General features: G+C 33.5%; 12 protein-coding genes. 9 read left to right on the top strand and 3 right to left on the bottom strand.

Annotated elements, in window-relative coordinates; genetic code table 11:
• The first annotated feature begins 14 nt into the window (after positions 1 to 14).
• The 3 genes from SOM12_RS16445 (at position 15) to SOM12_RS16435 (ending at position 2,620) form a co-directional block, all read left to right on the top strand.
• Complete coding sequence (locus SOM12_RS16445) at positions 15 to 521, top strand: GNAT family N-acetyltransferase (protein WP_320494290.1); 507 nt, start codon at positions 15 to 17, stop codon at positions 519 to 521.
• An 88-nt stretch (positions 522 to 609) separates the two neighbouring features.
• Positions 610 to 1,365 (top strand): SDR family NAD(P)-dependent oxidoreductase, encoded by a 756-nt coding sequence (locus SOM12_RS16440; protein WP_095928407.1) that lies wholly within the window; start codon positions 610 to 612, stop codon positions 1,363 to 1,365.
• 109 nt (positions 1,366 to 1,474) lie between these two features.
• Positions 1,475 to 2,620: an ATP-binding protein gene (locus tag SOM12_RS16435; RefSeq protein ID WP_095928406.1), complete on the top strand. Its 1,146-nt coding sequence runs from the start codon at positions 1,475 to 1,477 to the stop codon at positions 2,618 to 2,620.
• A gap of 113 nt (positions 2,621 to 2,733) precedes the next feature.
• Here SOM12_RS16435 and SOM12_RS16430 read toward each other — a convergent pair whose 3' ends face one another.
• Positions 2,734 to 3,477 carry a DUF3298 and DUF4163 domain-containing protein gene (locus SOM12_RS16430; RefSeq protein WP_320494288.1) on the bottom strand — a complete coding sequence of 248 codons (744 nt, stop codon included), beginning with the start codon at positions 3,475 to 3,477 and terminating at the stop codon, positions 2,734 to 2,736.
• A gap of 104 nt (positions 3,478 to 3,581) precedes the next feature.
• On the opposite strand from SOM12_RS16430, the gene SOM12_RS16425 reads away from it, so the two are divergent.
• Positions 3,582 to 4,724 carry a cystathionine gamma-synthase gene (locus SOM12_RS16425; protein WP_320494287.1) on the top strand — a complete coding sequence of 381 codons (1,143 nt, stop codon included), beginning with the start codon at positions 3,582 to 3,584 and terminating at the stop codon, positions 4,722 to 4,724.
• A gap of 171 nt (positions 4,725 to 4,895) precedes the next feature.
• Here SOM12_RS16425 and SOM12_RS16420 read toward each other — a convergent pair whose 3' ends face one another.
• Positions 4,896 to 5,687: a THC0290_0291 family protein gene (locus SOM12_RS16420; RefSeq protein ID WP_320494286.1), complete on the bottom strand. Its 792-nt coding sequence runs from the start codon at positions 5,685 to 5,687 to the stop codon at positions 4,896 to 4,898.
• A 327-nt stretch (positions 5,688 to 6,014) separates the two neighbouring features.
• Here SOM12_RS16420 and gdhA point away from each other — a divergent pair, with 327 nt between their 5' ends.
• The 3 genes from gdhA (at position 6,015) to recO (ending at position 10,576) form a co-directional block, all read left to right on the top strand.
• Positions 6,015 to 7,358 (top strand): NADP-specific glutamate dehydrogenase, encoded by a 1,344-nt coding sequence (gene gdhA / locus SOM12_RS16415; RefSeq protein WP_095928401.1) that lies wholly within the window; start codon positions 6,015 to 6,017, stop codon positions 7,356 to 7,358.
• 125 nt (positions 7,359 to 7,483) lie between these two features.
• On the top strand, positions 7,484 to 9,766 hold the full coding sequence (locus SOM12_RS16410) for a T9SS type A sorting domain-containing protein (RefSeq protein ID WP_320494327.1): 2,283 nt from the start codon (positions 7,484 to 7,486) through the stop codon (positions 9,764 to 9,766).
• Positions 9,767 to 9,862: 96 nt separating this feature from the next.
• The gene (gene recO, locus SOM12_RS16405; RefSeq protein WP_320494285.1) at positions 9,863 to 10,576 is read left to right on the top strand and encodes a DNA repair protein RecO; all 714 of its coding nucleotides are present in this window, start codon (positions 9,863 to 9,865) and stop codon (positions 10,574 to 10,576) included.
• Between the two features lie 84 nt (positions 10,577 to 10,660).
• On the opposite strand, the gene SOM12_RS16400 is transcribed toward recO, so the two are convergent.
• Entirely contained in the window at positions 10,661 to 11,455 is a 795-nt protein-coding gene (locus SOM12_RS16400; RefSeq protein WP_320494284.1) for a T9SS type A sorting domain-containing protein, read from the bottom strand.
• A 299-nt stretch (positions 11,456 to 11,754) separates the two neighbouring features.
• Here SOM12_RS16400 and ileS point away from each other — a divergent pair, with 299 nt between their 5' ends.
• Positions 11,755 to 15,156, top strand: a complete 3,402-nt coding sequence (gene ileS, locus SOM12_RS16395) for an isoleucine--tRNA ligase (protein WP_320494283.1) — start codon at positions 11,755 to 11,757, stop codon at positions 15,154 to 15,156.
• Between the two features lie 6 nt (positions 15,157 to 15,162).
• Positions 15,163 to 15,543, top strand: coding sequence for a TraR/DksA family transcriptional regulator (locus SOM12_RS16390; RefSeq protein ID WP_012022792.1), 381 nt, complete (start codon positions 15,163 to 15,165; stop codon positions 15,541 to 15,543).
• The last annotated feature ends 90 nt before the right edge of the window (positions 15,544 to 15,633 follow it).

The following is a 15,633-nucleotide window of genomic DNA, read 5'->3' as shown; positions in this document are numbered from 1 at the left end:
GTACTATTCTGAAAATGATATGCCTAGAAAAATTTGAAAGAAAAGATTACTTTGAATTAATTAATTCTGTCAAAAGTGCCAAAGATTTAATGCAATTTGGCGGACCAGAATTTACTTTTCCTTTAACAGAAGAGCAAATAGATAAAACGCTTTCTGATGAAAACAGAGTTGCTTTTAGAGTTGCAAATATTTCAAATGGAAATACGATTGGACATTGCGAAATTTACTTTAAAGATGATTTTGCGAAATTAGGAAGAATACTCATTATTGATGAAAATCAAAGAGGAAAAGGGATTGGTGAGCAGATGGTGACTTTATTATTGCAATATATTTTTGAAAACAGAAAAGAAAGAAACGTAGAATTAAATGTTTTCGATTTTAATATTGGAGCTCAAAAATGCTATGAAAAAGTTGGGTTTACTTTAAATCCCGATAAAAAATACATAAGAGAAATTGAGGGAGAAATATGGACGGCACTTAACATGGTATTGGATTTAGAAGAATGGAAAAATAAGAATTAAAATATTTTACCACAGATTAAAATATTTTCACAGATTTCAAAAGAATCATTTTAATCCTTTAATCTGTGGCAAAAAATAAAAAAATGAAATGAAAAAAACAGTTTTAATTACTGGTGCAACAAGCGGAATTGGAAAAGCAACCGCTCAGATTCTGGCAAAAAACAATTATAAAGTTATCCTTTGCGGAAGGCGTAAAGACCGTTTAGAAGAACTCGAGAAAGAACTTTCGGCTTTTACAGAAGTACATTCTTTAGAATTTGATGTTCGTAATAAAGAGGAAGTTTTAGAAAAAATAGGTGCTTTGCCAAACGATTTTTCTGCGATTGACGTTTTAATTAATAATGCAGGAAATGCCCATGGTTTAGATCCGATTCAAAATGGAAATTTAGACGATTGGGATGCCATGATTGATATTAATGTAAAAGGTCTTTTGTATGTTTCAAAAGCGATAATTCCACAAATGGTCGAAAGACAATCGGGGCATATTATTAATATTGGTTCAACAGCGGCAAAAGAGGTTTACCCAAATGGGAATGTATACTGTGGTTCTAAACATGCGGTTGATGCTATTACTGCAGGAATGCGAATCGATTTAAACCCGTTTGGAATTAGAGTTGGAGGAATTCATCCAGGAATGGTAGCAACTGAATTTAGCGAAGTTCGCTTTAAAGGAGATGTAGAAAGAGCGGCAAATGTTTATAAAGGATTTGATCCGTTACAGGCAGAAGATATTGCCGATATTATTCACTTTGTAGTTTCACGACCTTATCATGTAAATATTGCCGATTTGGTTGTTATGAGTACAGCACAGGCCTCTTCGACGATTGTTAAAAAGAATATTTAAAACTAGATTATTAGACTTCTTAGAAAGTCGGATCTTTAGTTTAACTTAGGAAACTGAAAATCAATCTAAGAAGTCTAAAAATCTAAGTCAGTCTAATAATCTAAAAAGAATGATTAATAAGCGCCTTTTAATTAAAAATCTCCTCGCTCATAATGACGAAAGCAGTTTTTATGATAAGAAAAGGCAGTTGAATCTTCATTCGCGCGAAGGGAAGGGCAAGTTTTTAAAACACATTTGTGCGTTATCCAATTCCAATCCAAACAATAATTCTTATATCGTTGTTGGAGTAGAAGATCAAGATAATGAGATTGTAGGCGATGATTTCTTCGATGATAGCCGAATTCAGAATCTGGTAAATGCATTTTTAGAAAATCCACCAAAAATTCAATACGAAAACGTCCCTTTTCCCAATCTTCCAAAAGACAAAGTAATCGGTCTGGTTACCATAAAACCTAAAAGTAAAATCTCTTATTTTAAAAAAGGAATTCATACCATTCTTGCTAACAGTGTTTTTGTGAGACGTGGCAGTAATTCAATTCCTCTAGAAGAACATGAGATAATCGAAAAGAGCAATCAAAATACAGAAACGGTAATCGGAATAGAAAATAGCTCTCGAAATAGTATTCAATATACTTTAGACGGTGTTATCGATTTTATGAATTTCAGACATAAAGATATGTCGCCAAAATACCGTGTTTTTAAAGAATTATTCGTGATTTGTTGGGCTGGAGTTCCGAAAAAATTACGTGATAAAACGTATTTGTCTCGCGTAGATATCGAATTGATAAACGAACAAATTAAGCTTTTTTATTCGGCACAAGATGTTGTTACAATACAATATAATGATGATACTTTTACCATTACAGAATATGTTCCGTTGGGATTAAATGACAAAACGAGTTATTATCCGTTAGAAGAACAAACGATTCATTTCTTTGATAATGGTTATTATAAAATAGATCGCCAAATGCTTTTTCAGCCACCAGAGTTCAACCGAAAAATGTTGTATCATATTTATAATTCAAATATGGCTTTGCTCGGAAAACTTCAAAAAGAAATTGCATTGTCTGATCGTGAAATGAAAGATCTGGAAAATCTTCCTTCTACTTTTATGATTTGTCATTTGAATGGTTTCGAAGATGCTCGACAAAAATTAATAGATGCAAAATTGCTTTTAAAACCGTATAAAAATGTATACTCTTCTTTTAAAGAAGCTTTGAGGGTTTTAAGAAAGATGAAATATGATGTTCAGTAATCTAAGGTTCTAAGTTTTTTCTGTAGAGATACATTGTAGTGCGTCTACGTCCACTATATCTACAAAGATTGTGCTAGATAGGGAATAAATAAAAATGTCTTGATTTTATTTTTCTATTGAAAATTCAAATATTTTTTTATTTCTTCATACGGAAATATAAGTTCTTTTGGGCCATCTGCATAAGATGCGGCTTCATATGAGTTGTAATATAAAAGCAAACCTTCAGAGGTGTAAAAAATGTTTTGAGGCAGTTGAAATTTATCATTTTCAAACATTAAACCTGTAGCGTTGATATTAGCTTTTTCTGGAATTTTATATTTTGATCTGAATGTTTTCTCAGCGAAATTTTTAAACTCATTTTCGTTTTTAAATAACTGATTATTGAAAATGGTTTTTCCTGTTTTTTTATCGAATAATAAAGAGCGATAACCTTGATAACCGTGAGCGCCGCCAGTAAAAGTATAATGGTCAATTTTAAGATTTAAAATTTGGTCAGATTCAAATTCGACATTTCCAATGATTTTTGCTTCCCAGCCAAAGGTATCGTTTGGGAATTTTTGATGCATTTCTTGATAGGAGGCAATAAAAGATTTCGCCAAAGCTTTGTAGCCATCAACTTTTACCGAATCGTCTTCAAAAAACACAATCTCTTTAATGACGGCAAATAGTTTCTTGTTAATGCTGTCTGATGTTACTTTAACATTTTTAGCAATTGGAACTTCTATGGTGATTTTTGGGCAATCATTTTTGCATGGGACAGTAGATTTCTCTTCAAACGTTTCATTCTCAAATGAAAGCTCTTTTTTGCAACTTGTAAAAATCAAACACAAAAAGAGTATAAATAATGAATTTTTCATATCAAAAAGTGTTAATTATCTACAAAGGTAAGAAGTTGTGTCGCGATAAAATAAATTAAGCGGTAAATTTGTAAAAGAATTAAGGATTTAAAATTTATAACTATATGAAATTCAATACAAAAGTTATTCACGGAGGACAGCATCATGATCCAAGTACAGGCGCTGTTATGCCACCAGTGTATCAAACTTCAACATTTGTACAAACAAGTCCAGGTAAACCTTTGGCAGATTACGAATATAGTAGAGCTTCAAACCCGACACGTACGGCTTTAGAAGAGGCGCTGGCTAGTATTGAAAACGGAACTCGCGGATTAGCATTTTCGTCTGGTCTTGCAGCTACAGATTGCGTTTTAAGATCTTTTAAAGCTGGAGACGAAATCATTGCGATGGATGATTTGTATGGCGGAACTTACAGAATGTTCTCTCGTGTTTATAAAGATTCGGGTATTAAATTTCATTTTGTTGATATGACGAATATCGAAAAACTGAAAAGTTTAATTAACGAAAATACGAAGTTAATTTGGGTAGAAACACCAACAAATCCGTTGATGAAATTGGCAGATATTCAAGAAATTGCAAAAATTACTAAAGAGAAAAATATTCTTCTTGCGGTTGATAATACTTTTGCAACGCCTTATCTACAAAAGCCTTTAGATTTAGGAGCAGACATTGTAATGCACTCTGCTACGAAATATTTAGGAGGTCATTCTGATGTTATTGCTGGAGCATTAATTGTAAAAGACGCAGCCCTTGGAGATCAATTGCATTTTCAGCAATTTGCAACAGGAGCGACTCTTGGGCCAATGGATAGTTTCTTGGTTTTAAGAGGGATCAAAACTTTAGCTTTAAGAGTTCAGAGACATTGTGAAAATGGGGAAAAAGTAGTTGAATATTTGAGCAACCATCCTAAAATTAAAACGGTTTATTATCCAGGTTTAAAGAATCATCCCTTTCACGAAATTGCTAAGAAGCAAATGAAAGCTTTTGGAGGAATGGTTTCTTTTGATTTTAAATCTGGGAAGAAAGAAGATTCTATCGCATTTTTAGAAAAATTGAAAGTGTTTACTTTGGCAGAATCTCTTGGGGGAGTTGAATCATTGGCTAATCATCCAGCTTTAATGACTCACGCTTCTATTCCTGCAGATAAAAGAGCAGAAGTTGGTATTACAGACGATTTAGTTCGATTAAGTGTTGGTATCGAAGATGCAGAAGATTTAATTGCCGATTTAGAGCAAGCTTTAGCTTAGTATAAATTCCAAATAAGAAAATCCCAAATTCCAATTTTTATTCTGGAGTTTGGGATTTCTTATTTTAAAATTTCTTATAAAGAAGGCGATAAAATGTCTAATGAAAAATCCCAAATTCCAATGAATAGTTTTGGAATTTGGGATTTTTTATATTTTGAGATTAAAACTTTTTTAGAATTCTAAATAGTAGATGTATCCAAAGTTAAACCAAACCTGCCAATCGTTAGATTTGTTTTCTTTATAAATATCTTTATTTGGGTTTAATCCGTCAATCCAGTCTGAGCTGTACATATGAAAACGAGTTTCAAACATTAAATCACTCATTTCAGTTAGTTTATAATGTACACCTACTGCTGCTGTTGCCGCTAAAGCTACACCAGTTTCTGTAGAAAAACCATGTGCACGTCCGTCAGATGGAGTTAAGTATTTTCCTGGGGTAATAGCAGGAAGTGTAATGTCTCCTAAATGTGACCCAACTTTTGCTGAATAATAGCTCACCTGAAACCCTACAGCTCCATACGGACTGAAGCTACCAACTGTGTTTTCGAAATCGTGGATTTTCATAAAAGGAGAAAATTCCATCTGTGCTCCCAAGCTTACTATACTAGAACTTGCATGCATGTTTCTTAATTGTGTTGCAAATAAACCATTGGGCTTATAATCAACCCATTTTCCATGATGTTTTAAAGTGGTTCTGCTGTAAGACAGATCAGATCTTACTTTAAAATGTTCTGTGAAAAAATTTTCTCTATTGTTATTGGCAGAAAAGTTTATAAAGTGCATGATTCCAATGCCAAAACCTGTGTTTCCGACATTATTATCAAAGTTGTTTCTTTCTCCAAAATCGGACTGTAAAGTTACAGGTCCTGCGTAGATTCCGATCTCTTGGGCTAATCCTTGTGCTGATACAGCAGTTGAGATGCCCAATAAGGCAAATAATGTGATAAATAGGTGCTTAGGCATTTTTTAGGGGCTTACAAATCTCGGCAAATATATAAAAAACATAATCGATTCAAAATATTAAATTGACGTATTGAAAAATAACTAGCAAAATACTTAATTTACTAACTTTTAAAAGGTGATTTGCATGTAAACACCTACATGTAAAATGTGTTTTTTTCTATTGTTTGAAAAAAACACAAATCGCTTCAAAAAAGTGAAAAATGTAACATCGAATCATTATTTGATATATCTTTGTCAGTTAAAACGAAAACGTTTTCTTAAACATGATTTCTTATTTTTTATAAGAGTAAAAATTAAATCTAAATTATCTGAAAATTTATTTTAAAGATGGAACAAAAAATAAATGAATTTATGGCTCTTGTTGAGTCAAAAAATCCAAATGAGCCAGAATTTCTTCAAGCAGTTAGAGAATTCGCAGAAACTGTAATTCCGTTTATATCTGAGCGTAAAAAATACGATGGAAAGAATATTCTCTTAAGAATCGCTGAACCGGAAAGATCAATAATATTCAGAGTTCCGTGGGTAGACGATAAAGGGGAAATTATTGTAAATAGAGGTTTCAGAATTCAAATGAACTCTGCAATTGGACCTTACAAAGGAGGAATTAGATTTCATCACTCGGTAAACTTATCAGTTTTAAAATTCTTGGCATTTGAACAAGTATTTAAAAACAGTTTGACAACACTTCCGATGGGAGGTGGAAAAGGAGGTTCTGATTTTGACCCAGAAGGAAAATCTGATGCTGAAATTATGCGTTTCTGCCAGTCATTCATGACAGAATTATGCCGTCATATTGGTCCAGATCTTGACGTTCCAGCTGGAGATATTGGTGTTGGTGCACGTGAAATCGGTTACTTATTTGGTCAATATAAAAGAATTAGAAATGAATTTACAGGAGTTTTAACTGGAAAAGGTTTGGCTTACGGAGGTTCATTAATCAGACCAGAAGCTACAGGATATGGTGTAGTTTATTTTACAGATCAAATGCTTCGTACAATTGGTCACGAAATTAAAGGAAAAAGAGTTGCTATTTCTGGATTCGGAAATGTGGCTTGGGGTGTTGCTTTAAAAGTAAATGAACTAGGAGGTAAAGTAGTTACTATTTCTGGACCTGATGGTTATATTTATGATGAAGAAGGTATCTCTGGAGAAAAAATCGAACATATGGTTGAGATGAGAGCTACTGGAGATAATAGAGCAGAAAGATATTTAGAGAAATATCCAAATGCTATTTTCCACAAAGGAAAAAGCCCTTGGGAAGTAAAAGTAGATATTGCTATTCCATGTGCTACTCAAAATGAATTGAATGGCGACGATGCTAAGAAATTAATAGATAATGGCGTTTTATGTGTTACGGAAGCTGCCAATATGCCTTCTACTTTAGATGCTATTAAACTTTTCTTAGATAGTAAAGTATTATTCGCGCCAGGAAAAGCTGCAAATGCTGGTGGAGTTGCTGCTTCAGGATTAGAAATGACTCAGAACTCAATTCGTTTAAACTGGACTAGTGAAGAAGTAGACTTGAGATTGAAAGAAATCATGATCGGAATTCATAACCAATGTAAAAAATACGGTGCAGAAGAAGACGGATATGTTAACTACGTAAAAGGAGCTAATATTGCCGGATTTGTAAAAGTTGCCGATGCTATGCTTGCACAAGGTGTAGTTTAAGATTTAATTGCAATATTTAGAATTACCCTCGTTATCCTAATAAGATATCGGGGGTATTTTATTTGTGCTAAAAATTAAATAAAAACCCGATTGTATTATATTTGTCTATTCGAATACATTATATGATGAAAAAAGTATTTTTCTGCGGTTTGTTTTTACTTCTAATTCAGTTTTGCGAAGCGCAGAGCAAATTGTCTTGGCAGGGATATTTTTCATTTAATGAAGTAAAAGACATTTCAGAATCTGGAACAACTGTTTTTGCGGCTTCCGAAAACGCACTGTTTTCAAAAAATACAACAACAAATGTTCTTAAAACGACGACGACTGTTGATGGACTTTCCGGCCAGACCATTTCGGCAGTTTATTACAGCGAAGCTTCTAAAAAAACAATCATAGGTTATGAAAATGGTTTGATGATCTTGATTAACGAAGTAGACGGAAGTATTCTAAAAGTTGTAGATATAATCAATAAGCAATTGCCAGCAAATACTAAAAAAATCAATCATTTTATGGAAAATAATGGATTGATATATGTTTCTTGCGATTTTGGAATTGTTCAATTTAATCTTAAAACATCTCAATTTGGCGACACTTATTTTATTGGAGATAATGGAGCAGAAATAAGCGTAAAGCAAACCACAATGTTTAACGGATTTATTTTTGCGGCAACATCAAGCGGTATTAGAAAAGCAGACATTACAAATGCTAATCTTATAGATTATAGCCAATGGTCAGTAGTCAATGGCGGAGATTGGTCGAGTGTTGAGGCTTTAGATTCAGAGCTTATTGCAATAAATAGTACAGGGTATATTCATAGATTTAATACCAATACCTTTGTGGGCTTTTTGCAACTGCCTCAAGCGTCTGTTGATACGCGAGCGAAAAACCATAATTTATTTGTTACGACTGCCAATACAGTATATGTTTATAATAATCAAATGACGTTGAGTCGACAAATTACAAATTCTCAAGTTTTAGATAATACCCTGAATTTTAGCTGTGCAACTGCAGTTGGAAATCAGATTTTTATTGGAACAAAAGAAAAAGGACTATTTGCTTCTACTTTAAATAATGCCACAGCTTTTGAAAACAGTACGCCTAGCGGTCCTGTGCGTAATGATATTTTTTCTATAGATGCTGGTTCAAATGTTTTGTGGGCAGTTTATGGAGATTATGATGCGGTGTATAATCCGTACCCTTTGGATAGTTATGGAATTAGTCGATTTAATGCTTCGGGATGGTTAAACATTCCATATTCTGATGTTTATGATGCCAAATCAATAACGAGAATTTATATAAATCCTAATAATGAAAAACAGGTTTATGCTGGTTCTTTTTTCTCTGGATTATTGAAAATTGAAAGCGATATTCCAACTCATTTATATAATGAAAAAAATAGTGGTTTAGAGTCGCTTAAAACAACATCGCCAGATTATGTAGATGTCCGAATCAATGCAACGGCTTTTGATAAATCTGGAAATCTTTGGGTGACCAATAGCAGAATCAATAATGGATTGAAGGTTTTAAAAACAAATGGACAATGGGGCAGTTATTCGATGACTTCGATATCAGACGATGTGGGAGAAGATAACTATTCAAGTATAGTGGTAGATCGCAACAATGTAAAATGGATTGGAACTTATAAAAGTGGAGTTGTAGGGTTTAATGAAGCTACAAATACCTTCAAAAAAATGACTTTTGGAACTGATGCTGGTAATCTGCCAATTGCCGATGTTAGAGCAATAGCTTTAGATACAAAAAATCAGCTTTGGATAGGAACAACAAAGGGTTTGAGAGTTCTCTCTAATGTTTCTAGTTTTCAAACAGATAGTCAGTTAAAAGCAAATTCAATTATTATAACCGAAGACGATTTGGCTCAGGAGTTGTTATACGAACAGTTTGTAACTTCGATAGCAGTCGATGGCGCAAATAATAAATGGATTGGAACGGCAGATTCTGGAATATTTATGGTTTCGCCAAATGGTCAGGAAACAAAATATCATTTTACAATAAACAATTCGCCTTTGCCAAGTAATTATATAAATGATGTTAAGATAAATGCTAAAACGGGAGAGGTCTTTATTGCAACCGACAAAGGATTGGTTTCGTTTGGCGGAATTGCAACTGGAGCAAATGACGATTTAAGCAATGTATATGTTTATCCAAATCCTGTACGTCCGAATTATTCGGGAACCGTTAAAGTGGCTGGATTAATTGACAAGGCTAATGTGAAAATCACAGATATAGAAGGGAATTTAGTTTATGAAGTGACTTCTTCTGGCGGAACAATCGAATGGGACACAACTGCTTTTGGGAAGTATAAAGTAGCATCTGGTGTTTACATGGTTTTTATCTCGGCAGAAGATGGAGGAGAAACTAAAGTTAAGAAAGTAATGATTATACGATAAGATCAGTATTCAGTATTTAGTCTTTTTTAGTGTTCAGTTTATCGTCAATTTGATAAACTTGATACCTGAAAATTGAAACAAAAAAAACAAAAATTTGTGCTCGTCAAAACAAAAGCCATAGTAATTTCGTCTTTAAAATTTCAGGAGAAAAGCTTGATTGTAAAATGCTTTACACTTTCTAGCGGACTGAAATCGTATTTTGTGCGTGACGCTTTTTCGAGTAGGAAAGCAAGTCAGAAAATTGCTTATTTTCAGCCATTTTCTATTTTAGAAATTGAAGCTGTGCATAAGAATAAAGGAACTTTAGAGAATTTTAAAGAAATAAAAAGCGCTGTTCCGTTTCAGACTATTCATACTGATATTGTCAAAAGTACCATGGTGATGTTTTTGTCCGAAATGCTTCATTATTCTATTCAAGAAGAAGAGAAAAACGAACAGCTTTTCCTTTTTTTAGAAGCTGCGCTGACTTGGCTGGATCATCATGATGAGATTTCTAATTTTCATTTAATTCTCCTTTTAGAAATCACAAAATATCTCGGTTTTTATCCTGATATTTCTGAAATTGATTTGCCTTTTTTTGAAATGAATGAAGGTGTCTTTACACTTTTTCAAAATGGAAATTTGCTTTCAGAACACGAGACCAACTTGTTTAAAAAGTTATTGGAATTAAAATTCGATAACGATCAAAAAGTCTTTCATGTTTTAGAAAGGCAGATTCTCCTAAAAATTCTAATCGATTATTACAGTCTGCACTTGGAAGGTTTTAAAAGGCCCAAATCTTTGGATATTTTAAAAGAGATTTTTTCGTGAGAGTATACTTTCTTTAAATTGTATAAAAACAAAAAAGGATCAAGTTTAACTCGATCCTTTTTTGTTTTAGGTTGCTTAAGTCTATTATTTGATGAACTTAACTGAAGTGCCTAAGTCGTTTAATTTTAATAAATAAACTCCGTTTGGTAATCCAGAAATTGCAATAGTTTCAGATGAGTTATTGTTTACTCTTTTTACTGCTTTACCATCGATAGAGTAAATTACATAAGAAGAATTTTTAAAATCACTGCTTAATTTTATTTCATCTTTAGACATAGATGCTATCGGGTTGGTTTTTTTATCAAAATCAACAGTTCCTAAAGTGCCTTTTTTTGCTACTATCACATTGTCAAAATAGATTGCAGGACCATCAAATTGACATCCAGCTGTAAAAAAAGCAGCCATTGTTACCGATGTTGTTGGTGCTAAAAATGCTGTTATTTTAAAGTCAAAAGTTACTGTCTTCCAAACGCCAAATTCTCTAGTAAGAAAATCGGGTTGAGCAATAAAAGAGGCTCCTCCTGAAGTTACTTTTATGATTTCATAAGATAGATTGCTAATGTTCATGAAAGAAGGAACATCATTTGGAATATAATAGTCAAATTTTAAAGTGTATTCGTCAAGATCTGATAAAGTAAACTCTTGTTTGAATTGTAAAGTTGGCATCAGACCATTTTCTAAGTCTGATACTGGTAAACCCTTTAAGCTTGAAGATCCACCATTTTTAATTGTTTCTTCTTTTGATGTAGCTCCGTAAATAAAAGTCCATGAATCAGGAGCATTAGCGGTAAATTGTTCAAAACTACCGTTTTGTAGAAGATTCTGGCTTTTTGCAAAACTTACTGTAAGTAAGCATAAGATAAGTAATTTTGTTCTCATACACATTTTTTAAAGTTGGGTATAAAACTACAATTATTAATCTTACAATTCCTAATAATAGGTTTCAATATGTTAAAATTTAACAAAAATTCATGACAGTACATTGCAATGCTGTTAATCTTTTAGAAAAGTGTATTTGAATTAAGAAATGTTGAAAAAAGCGATCTTAATTTCTTATTTTGATAATGATTTCTTTTTTACTCTTAAAAATTGTCTTAAAAGTGCCAACTTTTGGCTTTAGATATTCTACTTCTGACTTAAATTTACTACTTTCGCACCTCGTTTAAGAAAAGGATAAAATGAGTACAAAATTTACTGAATACAAAGGACTTGACTTGCCAACTGTAGCGTCTGAAGTTCTTGATTTTTGGAAGAAAGAAAATATATTTGAAAAGAGTGTAACAACTCGCGAAGGTGCTGAGCCTTTCGTATTTTTTGAAGGTCCGCCTTCAGCAAACGGATTGCCTGGTATTCACCACGTAATGGCACGTGCGATTAAAGATATTTTTTGCAGATATAAAACTCAAAAAGGTTTTCAGGTAAAAAGAAAAGCTGGATGGGATACTCACGGTTTACCTGTTGAATTGGGTACCGAAAAAGAATTAGGAATTACAAAAGAAGATATTGGTAAAACCATTTCGATTGAAGAATATAACGAAGCGTGTAAAAAAACCGTTATGCGTTATACAGACGTATGGAATGATTTGACCGAAAAAATGGGGTATTGGGTTGATATGGAAGATCCGTATGTGACTTATAAACCAAAATATATGGAATCGGTTTGGTGGCTTTTGAAGCAAATCTATGATAAAGGTTTGTTGTACAAAGGATACACAATTCAGCCTTATTCTCCAAAAGCAGGAACGGGATTGTCTTCTCACGAAGTAAACCAACCAGGAGCTTACCGTGATGTTACTGATACTACAATTGTAGCTCAGTTTAAAACATTGCCAGAAACATTACCTTCATTTTTGCAAGGTTTTGGAGATATCCACATTTTAGCTTGGACGACTACTCCTTGGACACTTCCATCAAATACAGCTTTGACAGTTGGGCCAAAAATTGATTATGTTTTAGTGAAAACATTCAATCAATATACTTTTGAGTCAATCAATGTTGTTTTGGCTAAAAACTTAGTTGGGAAACAATTCGGAAAAGGGTTTTTCTTAAGTGAAGACGACGCTGATTTTGACAATGTGAAAAACGGTGACAAAAAATTGCCGTACAAAATTTTAGCAGAAGCAAAAGGAGCAGATTTAGTGGAAATCCGTTATGAGCAATTATTGCCTTATGTATTGCCTTATGAAAATGCTGAAAACGCATTTAGAGTAATCGCAGGTGATTTTGTTACAACTGAAGATGGAACAGGAATTGTGCATACAGCTCCGACTTTTGGTGCAGATGATGCTAAAGTAGCAAAAGAAGCAAAACCAGAAGTTCCGCCAATGTTGGTTTTAGACGAAAACGGAACTCCAGTTCCATTAGTAGATTTACAAGGAAGATTCACTTCTCATGTAGGTGATTTGGCTGGTAAATACGTTAAAAACGAATATTACGATTCGGGACAAGCTCCAGAGAAATCTGTAGATGTTGAAATCGCTATTCGTTTAAAAGAAGAAAACAAAGCTTTTAAAGTTGAAAAATACGTGCACAGTTATCCACACAGCTGGAGAACAGACGAGCCGTTATTATACTATCCTCTAGATTCATGGTTCATCAAAGTAACCGATGTAAAAGATAGAATGTTCGACCTGAACGAAACTATCAATTGGAAACCTAAATCTACTGGTGAAGGACGTTTTGGAAATTGGCTTAAAAATGCCAACGATTGGAACTTATCTCGTTCTAGATATTGGGGAATTCCGTTGCCAATTTGGAGAACAGAAGATAAAACAGAAGAAGTTATTATCGGTTCTGTTGAAGAATTGTACAATGCAATCGAAAAATCAATCGAAGCAGGTTTTCAAAAAGAAAACCCGTTTAAAGGATTTGAAATCGGAAACATGTCTGAGTCAAATTATGATTTAATCGATTTGCATAAAAATGTTGTTGATGGGCTTACTTTAGTTTCAGCTTCTGGAAAACCAATGAAGCGCGAAAGTGATCTAATCGACGTTTGGTTCGATTCTGGAGCAATGCCTTATGCACAATGGCATTATCCTTTTGAAAACAAAGAAAAAATTGATGGCAACAAAGATTTTCCAGCAAATTTCATTGCAGAAGGAGTAGACCAGACTCGCGGATGGTTTTATACTTTGCATGCAATCGGAACTTTGGTTTTTGATAAAATAGCCTACAAAAACGTAGTTTCAAACGGTTTGGTTTTGGATAAGAATGGAATTAAAATGTCTAAGAGTAAAGGAAATACTATAGACCCATTTAAAACCATTGCAGAAAACGGTCCAGATGCTACACGCTGGTATATGATTATGAATGCAAATCCGTGGGATAACTTGAAGTTTGACCTTGAAGGAATTGCTGAGGTTAAACGTAAATTCTTCGGAACACTTTACAATACCTATTCATTCTTCTCGTTATATGCAAACATCGACGGATTTAAATATGAAGAAGCCGAAATTCCGTTAAACGAAAGACCAGAAATCGATCAATGGATTATTTCTGAATTACATTCGTTAATCAAATTTGTTGATGAATGCTATGAAGATTATGAGCCAACAAAAGCGACAAGAGCAATTTCTGACTTCGTTCAGGAAAACTTAAGTAACTGGTACGTTCGCTTATGCCGTCGTCGTTTCTGGAAAGGAGAATATGCAAAAGATAAAATTGCAGCTTACCAAACGCTTTATACTTGTTTGCTTACAATCAGTAAATTGAGCGCTCCAGTAGCTCCATTTTTTATGGATAAATTATACCGTGATTTAACAACTTCGACGGGAACCGAGGATTTTGCTAGTGTTCACTTGGCTGAATTTCCAAAATTTGTCGAAAACTTTGTTAATAAAACGTTGGAAAGCAAAATGCAGAAGGCGCAAACGATCTCTTCTTTGGTGTTGTCACTACGTAAAAAAGAGATGATTAAAGTTCGTCAGCCTCTGCAAAAGGTAATGATTCCAGTACTTGACGAGAATCAGCGTGCTGAAATTGAAGCAATTTCTGATCTTGTAAAAGCCGAAGTAAACGTTAAAGAAATCGAACTTTTAGACGATGCTTCAGGTATTTTGGTTAAGCAAATTAAGCCTAATTTTAAAGCTCTTGGGCCACGTTTTGGTAAAGACATGGGCTTGATTTCTAAGGAGATACAAGGTTTTTCTGCAGATCAGATCAATCAGCTGGACAAGCAAGGAACGCTAGATATTGTTATTGCAGGAAATAGTGTAACTTTATCATTAGAAGATGTGGAAATAACATCACAAGATATCGAAGGATGGTTAGTTGCTAATTCAAACGGAATAACAGTTGCGCTTGATATTACTCTTACCGAAGAATTAAAAAATGAAGGTATCGCTAGAGAGTTAGTAAATAGAATACAAAACATTCGTAAAGATTCAGGATTTGAGGTTACGGATAAGATTAAAGTACAAATAAAAAGAAACGGTATTTTAGAAGATGCAGTTTCAAAAAACGAAGACTATATTAAGTCTGAAACATTAACAGACGAACTGGTTTTTGCTGACACGTTAGAAAACGGCACAGAAATTGAGTTTGATGATATTAGAACCATTATATTAATTTCAAAATAGTAGAAAATGATAGATGAAATTACAAGATACTCTGATGCAGATTTAGCAGAGTTCAAAGAAATAATCCAAGCAAAAATTAAAAAAGCACAAGAAGATCTTGATTTGATCAAAAGTGCCTATATGAACGATTTGAATAACGGTACCGACGATACTTCTCCAACTTTTAAAGCTTTTGAAGAAGGAAGTGAGACCATGTCAAAAGAAGCAAACTCTCAGTTGGCTATCAGACAAGAGAAATTCATTCGTGACTTAAAAAATGCTTTATTCCGTGTGGAAAATAAAACTTACGGTATCTGCAAAGTAACAGGTAAATTAATTAGCAAAGAAAGGCTTAAAATCGTTCCTCATGCAACAATGAGTATCGAAGCTAAAAACTTGCAAAGATAAAATTGCGTAGAACTACGTAAGAGAAAAAGCGCTCCTTTAAGGGGCGCTTTTTTTGTTTAACATTTAGCTATAAGAGAGTTCATTGCTAGG

Source organism: Flavobacterium sp. CFBP9031 (assembly GCF_034044945.1).
Taxonomy (GTDB): domain Bacteria; phylum Bacteroidota; class Bacteroidia; order Flavobacteriales; family Flavobacteriaceae; genus Flavobacterium.
Note: the sequence above shows the minus strand (reverse complement) of the source record. Positions and strands in the feature narration are given on the sequence as shown.

Excerpts from the sequence above, each read along its gene's own strand:
- SOM12_RS16420 (WP_320494286.1), bottom strand. The coding sequence starts at position 5,687 with ATGCCTAAGCACCTATTTATCACATTATTTGCCTTATTGGGCATCTCA.
- gdhA (WP_095928401.1), top strand. The coding sequence starts at position 6,015 with ATGGAACAAAAAATAAATGAATTTATGGCTCTTGTTGAGTCAAAAAAT.
- SOM12_RS16445 (WP_320494290.1), top strand. The coding sequence starts at position 15 with ATGATATGCCTAGAAAAATTTGAAAGAAAAGATTACTTTGAATTAATT.
- SOM12_RS16435 (WP_095928406.1), top strand. The coding sequence starts at position 1,475 with ATGATTAATAAGCGCCTTTTAATTAAAAATCTCCTCGCTCATAATGAC.
- SOM12_RS16440 (WP_095928407.1), top strand. The coding sequence starts at position 610 with ATGAAAAAAACAGTTTTAATTACTGGTGCAACAAGCGGAATTGGAAAA.
- SOM12_RS16425 (WP_320494287.1), top strand. The coding sequence starts at position 3,582 with ATGAAATTCAATACAAAAGTTATTCACGGAGGACAGCATCATGATCCA.
- SOM12_RS16400 (WP_320494284.1), bottom strand. The coding sequence starts at position 11,455 with ATGAGAACAAAATTACTTATCTTATGCTTACTTACAGTAAGTTTTGCA.
- SOM12_RS16410 (WP_320494327.1), top strand. The coding sequence starts at position 7,484 with ATGAAAAAAGTATTTTTCTGCGGTTTGTTTTTACTTCTAATTCAGTTT.
- ileS (WP_320494283.1), top strand. The coding sequence starts at position 11,755 with ATGAGTACAAAATTTACTGAATACAAAGGACTTGACTTGCCAACTGTA.
- SOM12_RS16430 (WP_320494288.1), bottom strand. The coding sequence starts at position 3,477 with ATGAAAAATTCATTATTTATACTCTTTTTGTGTTTGATTTTTACAAGT.
- SOM12_RS16390 (WP_012022792.1), top strand. The coding sequence starts at position 15,163 with ATGATAGATGAAATTACAAGATACTCTGATGCAGATTTAGCAGAGTTC.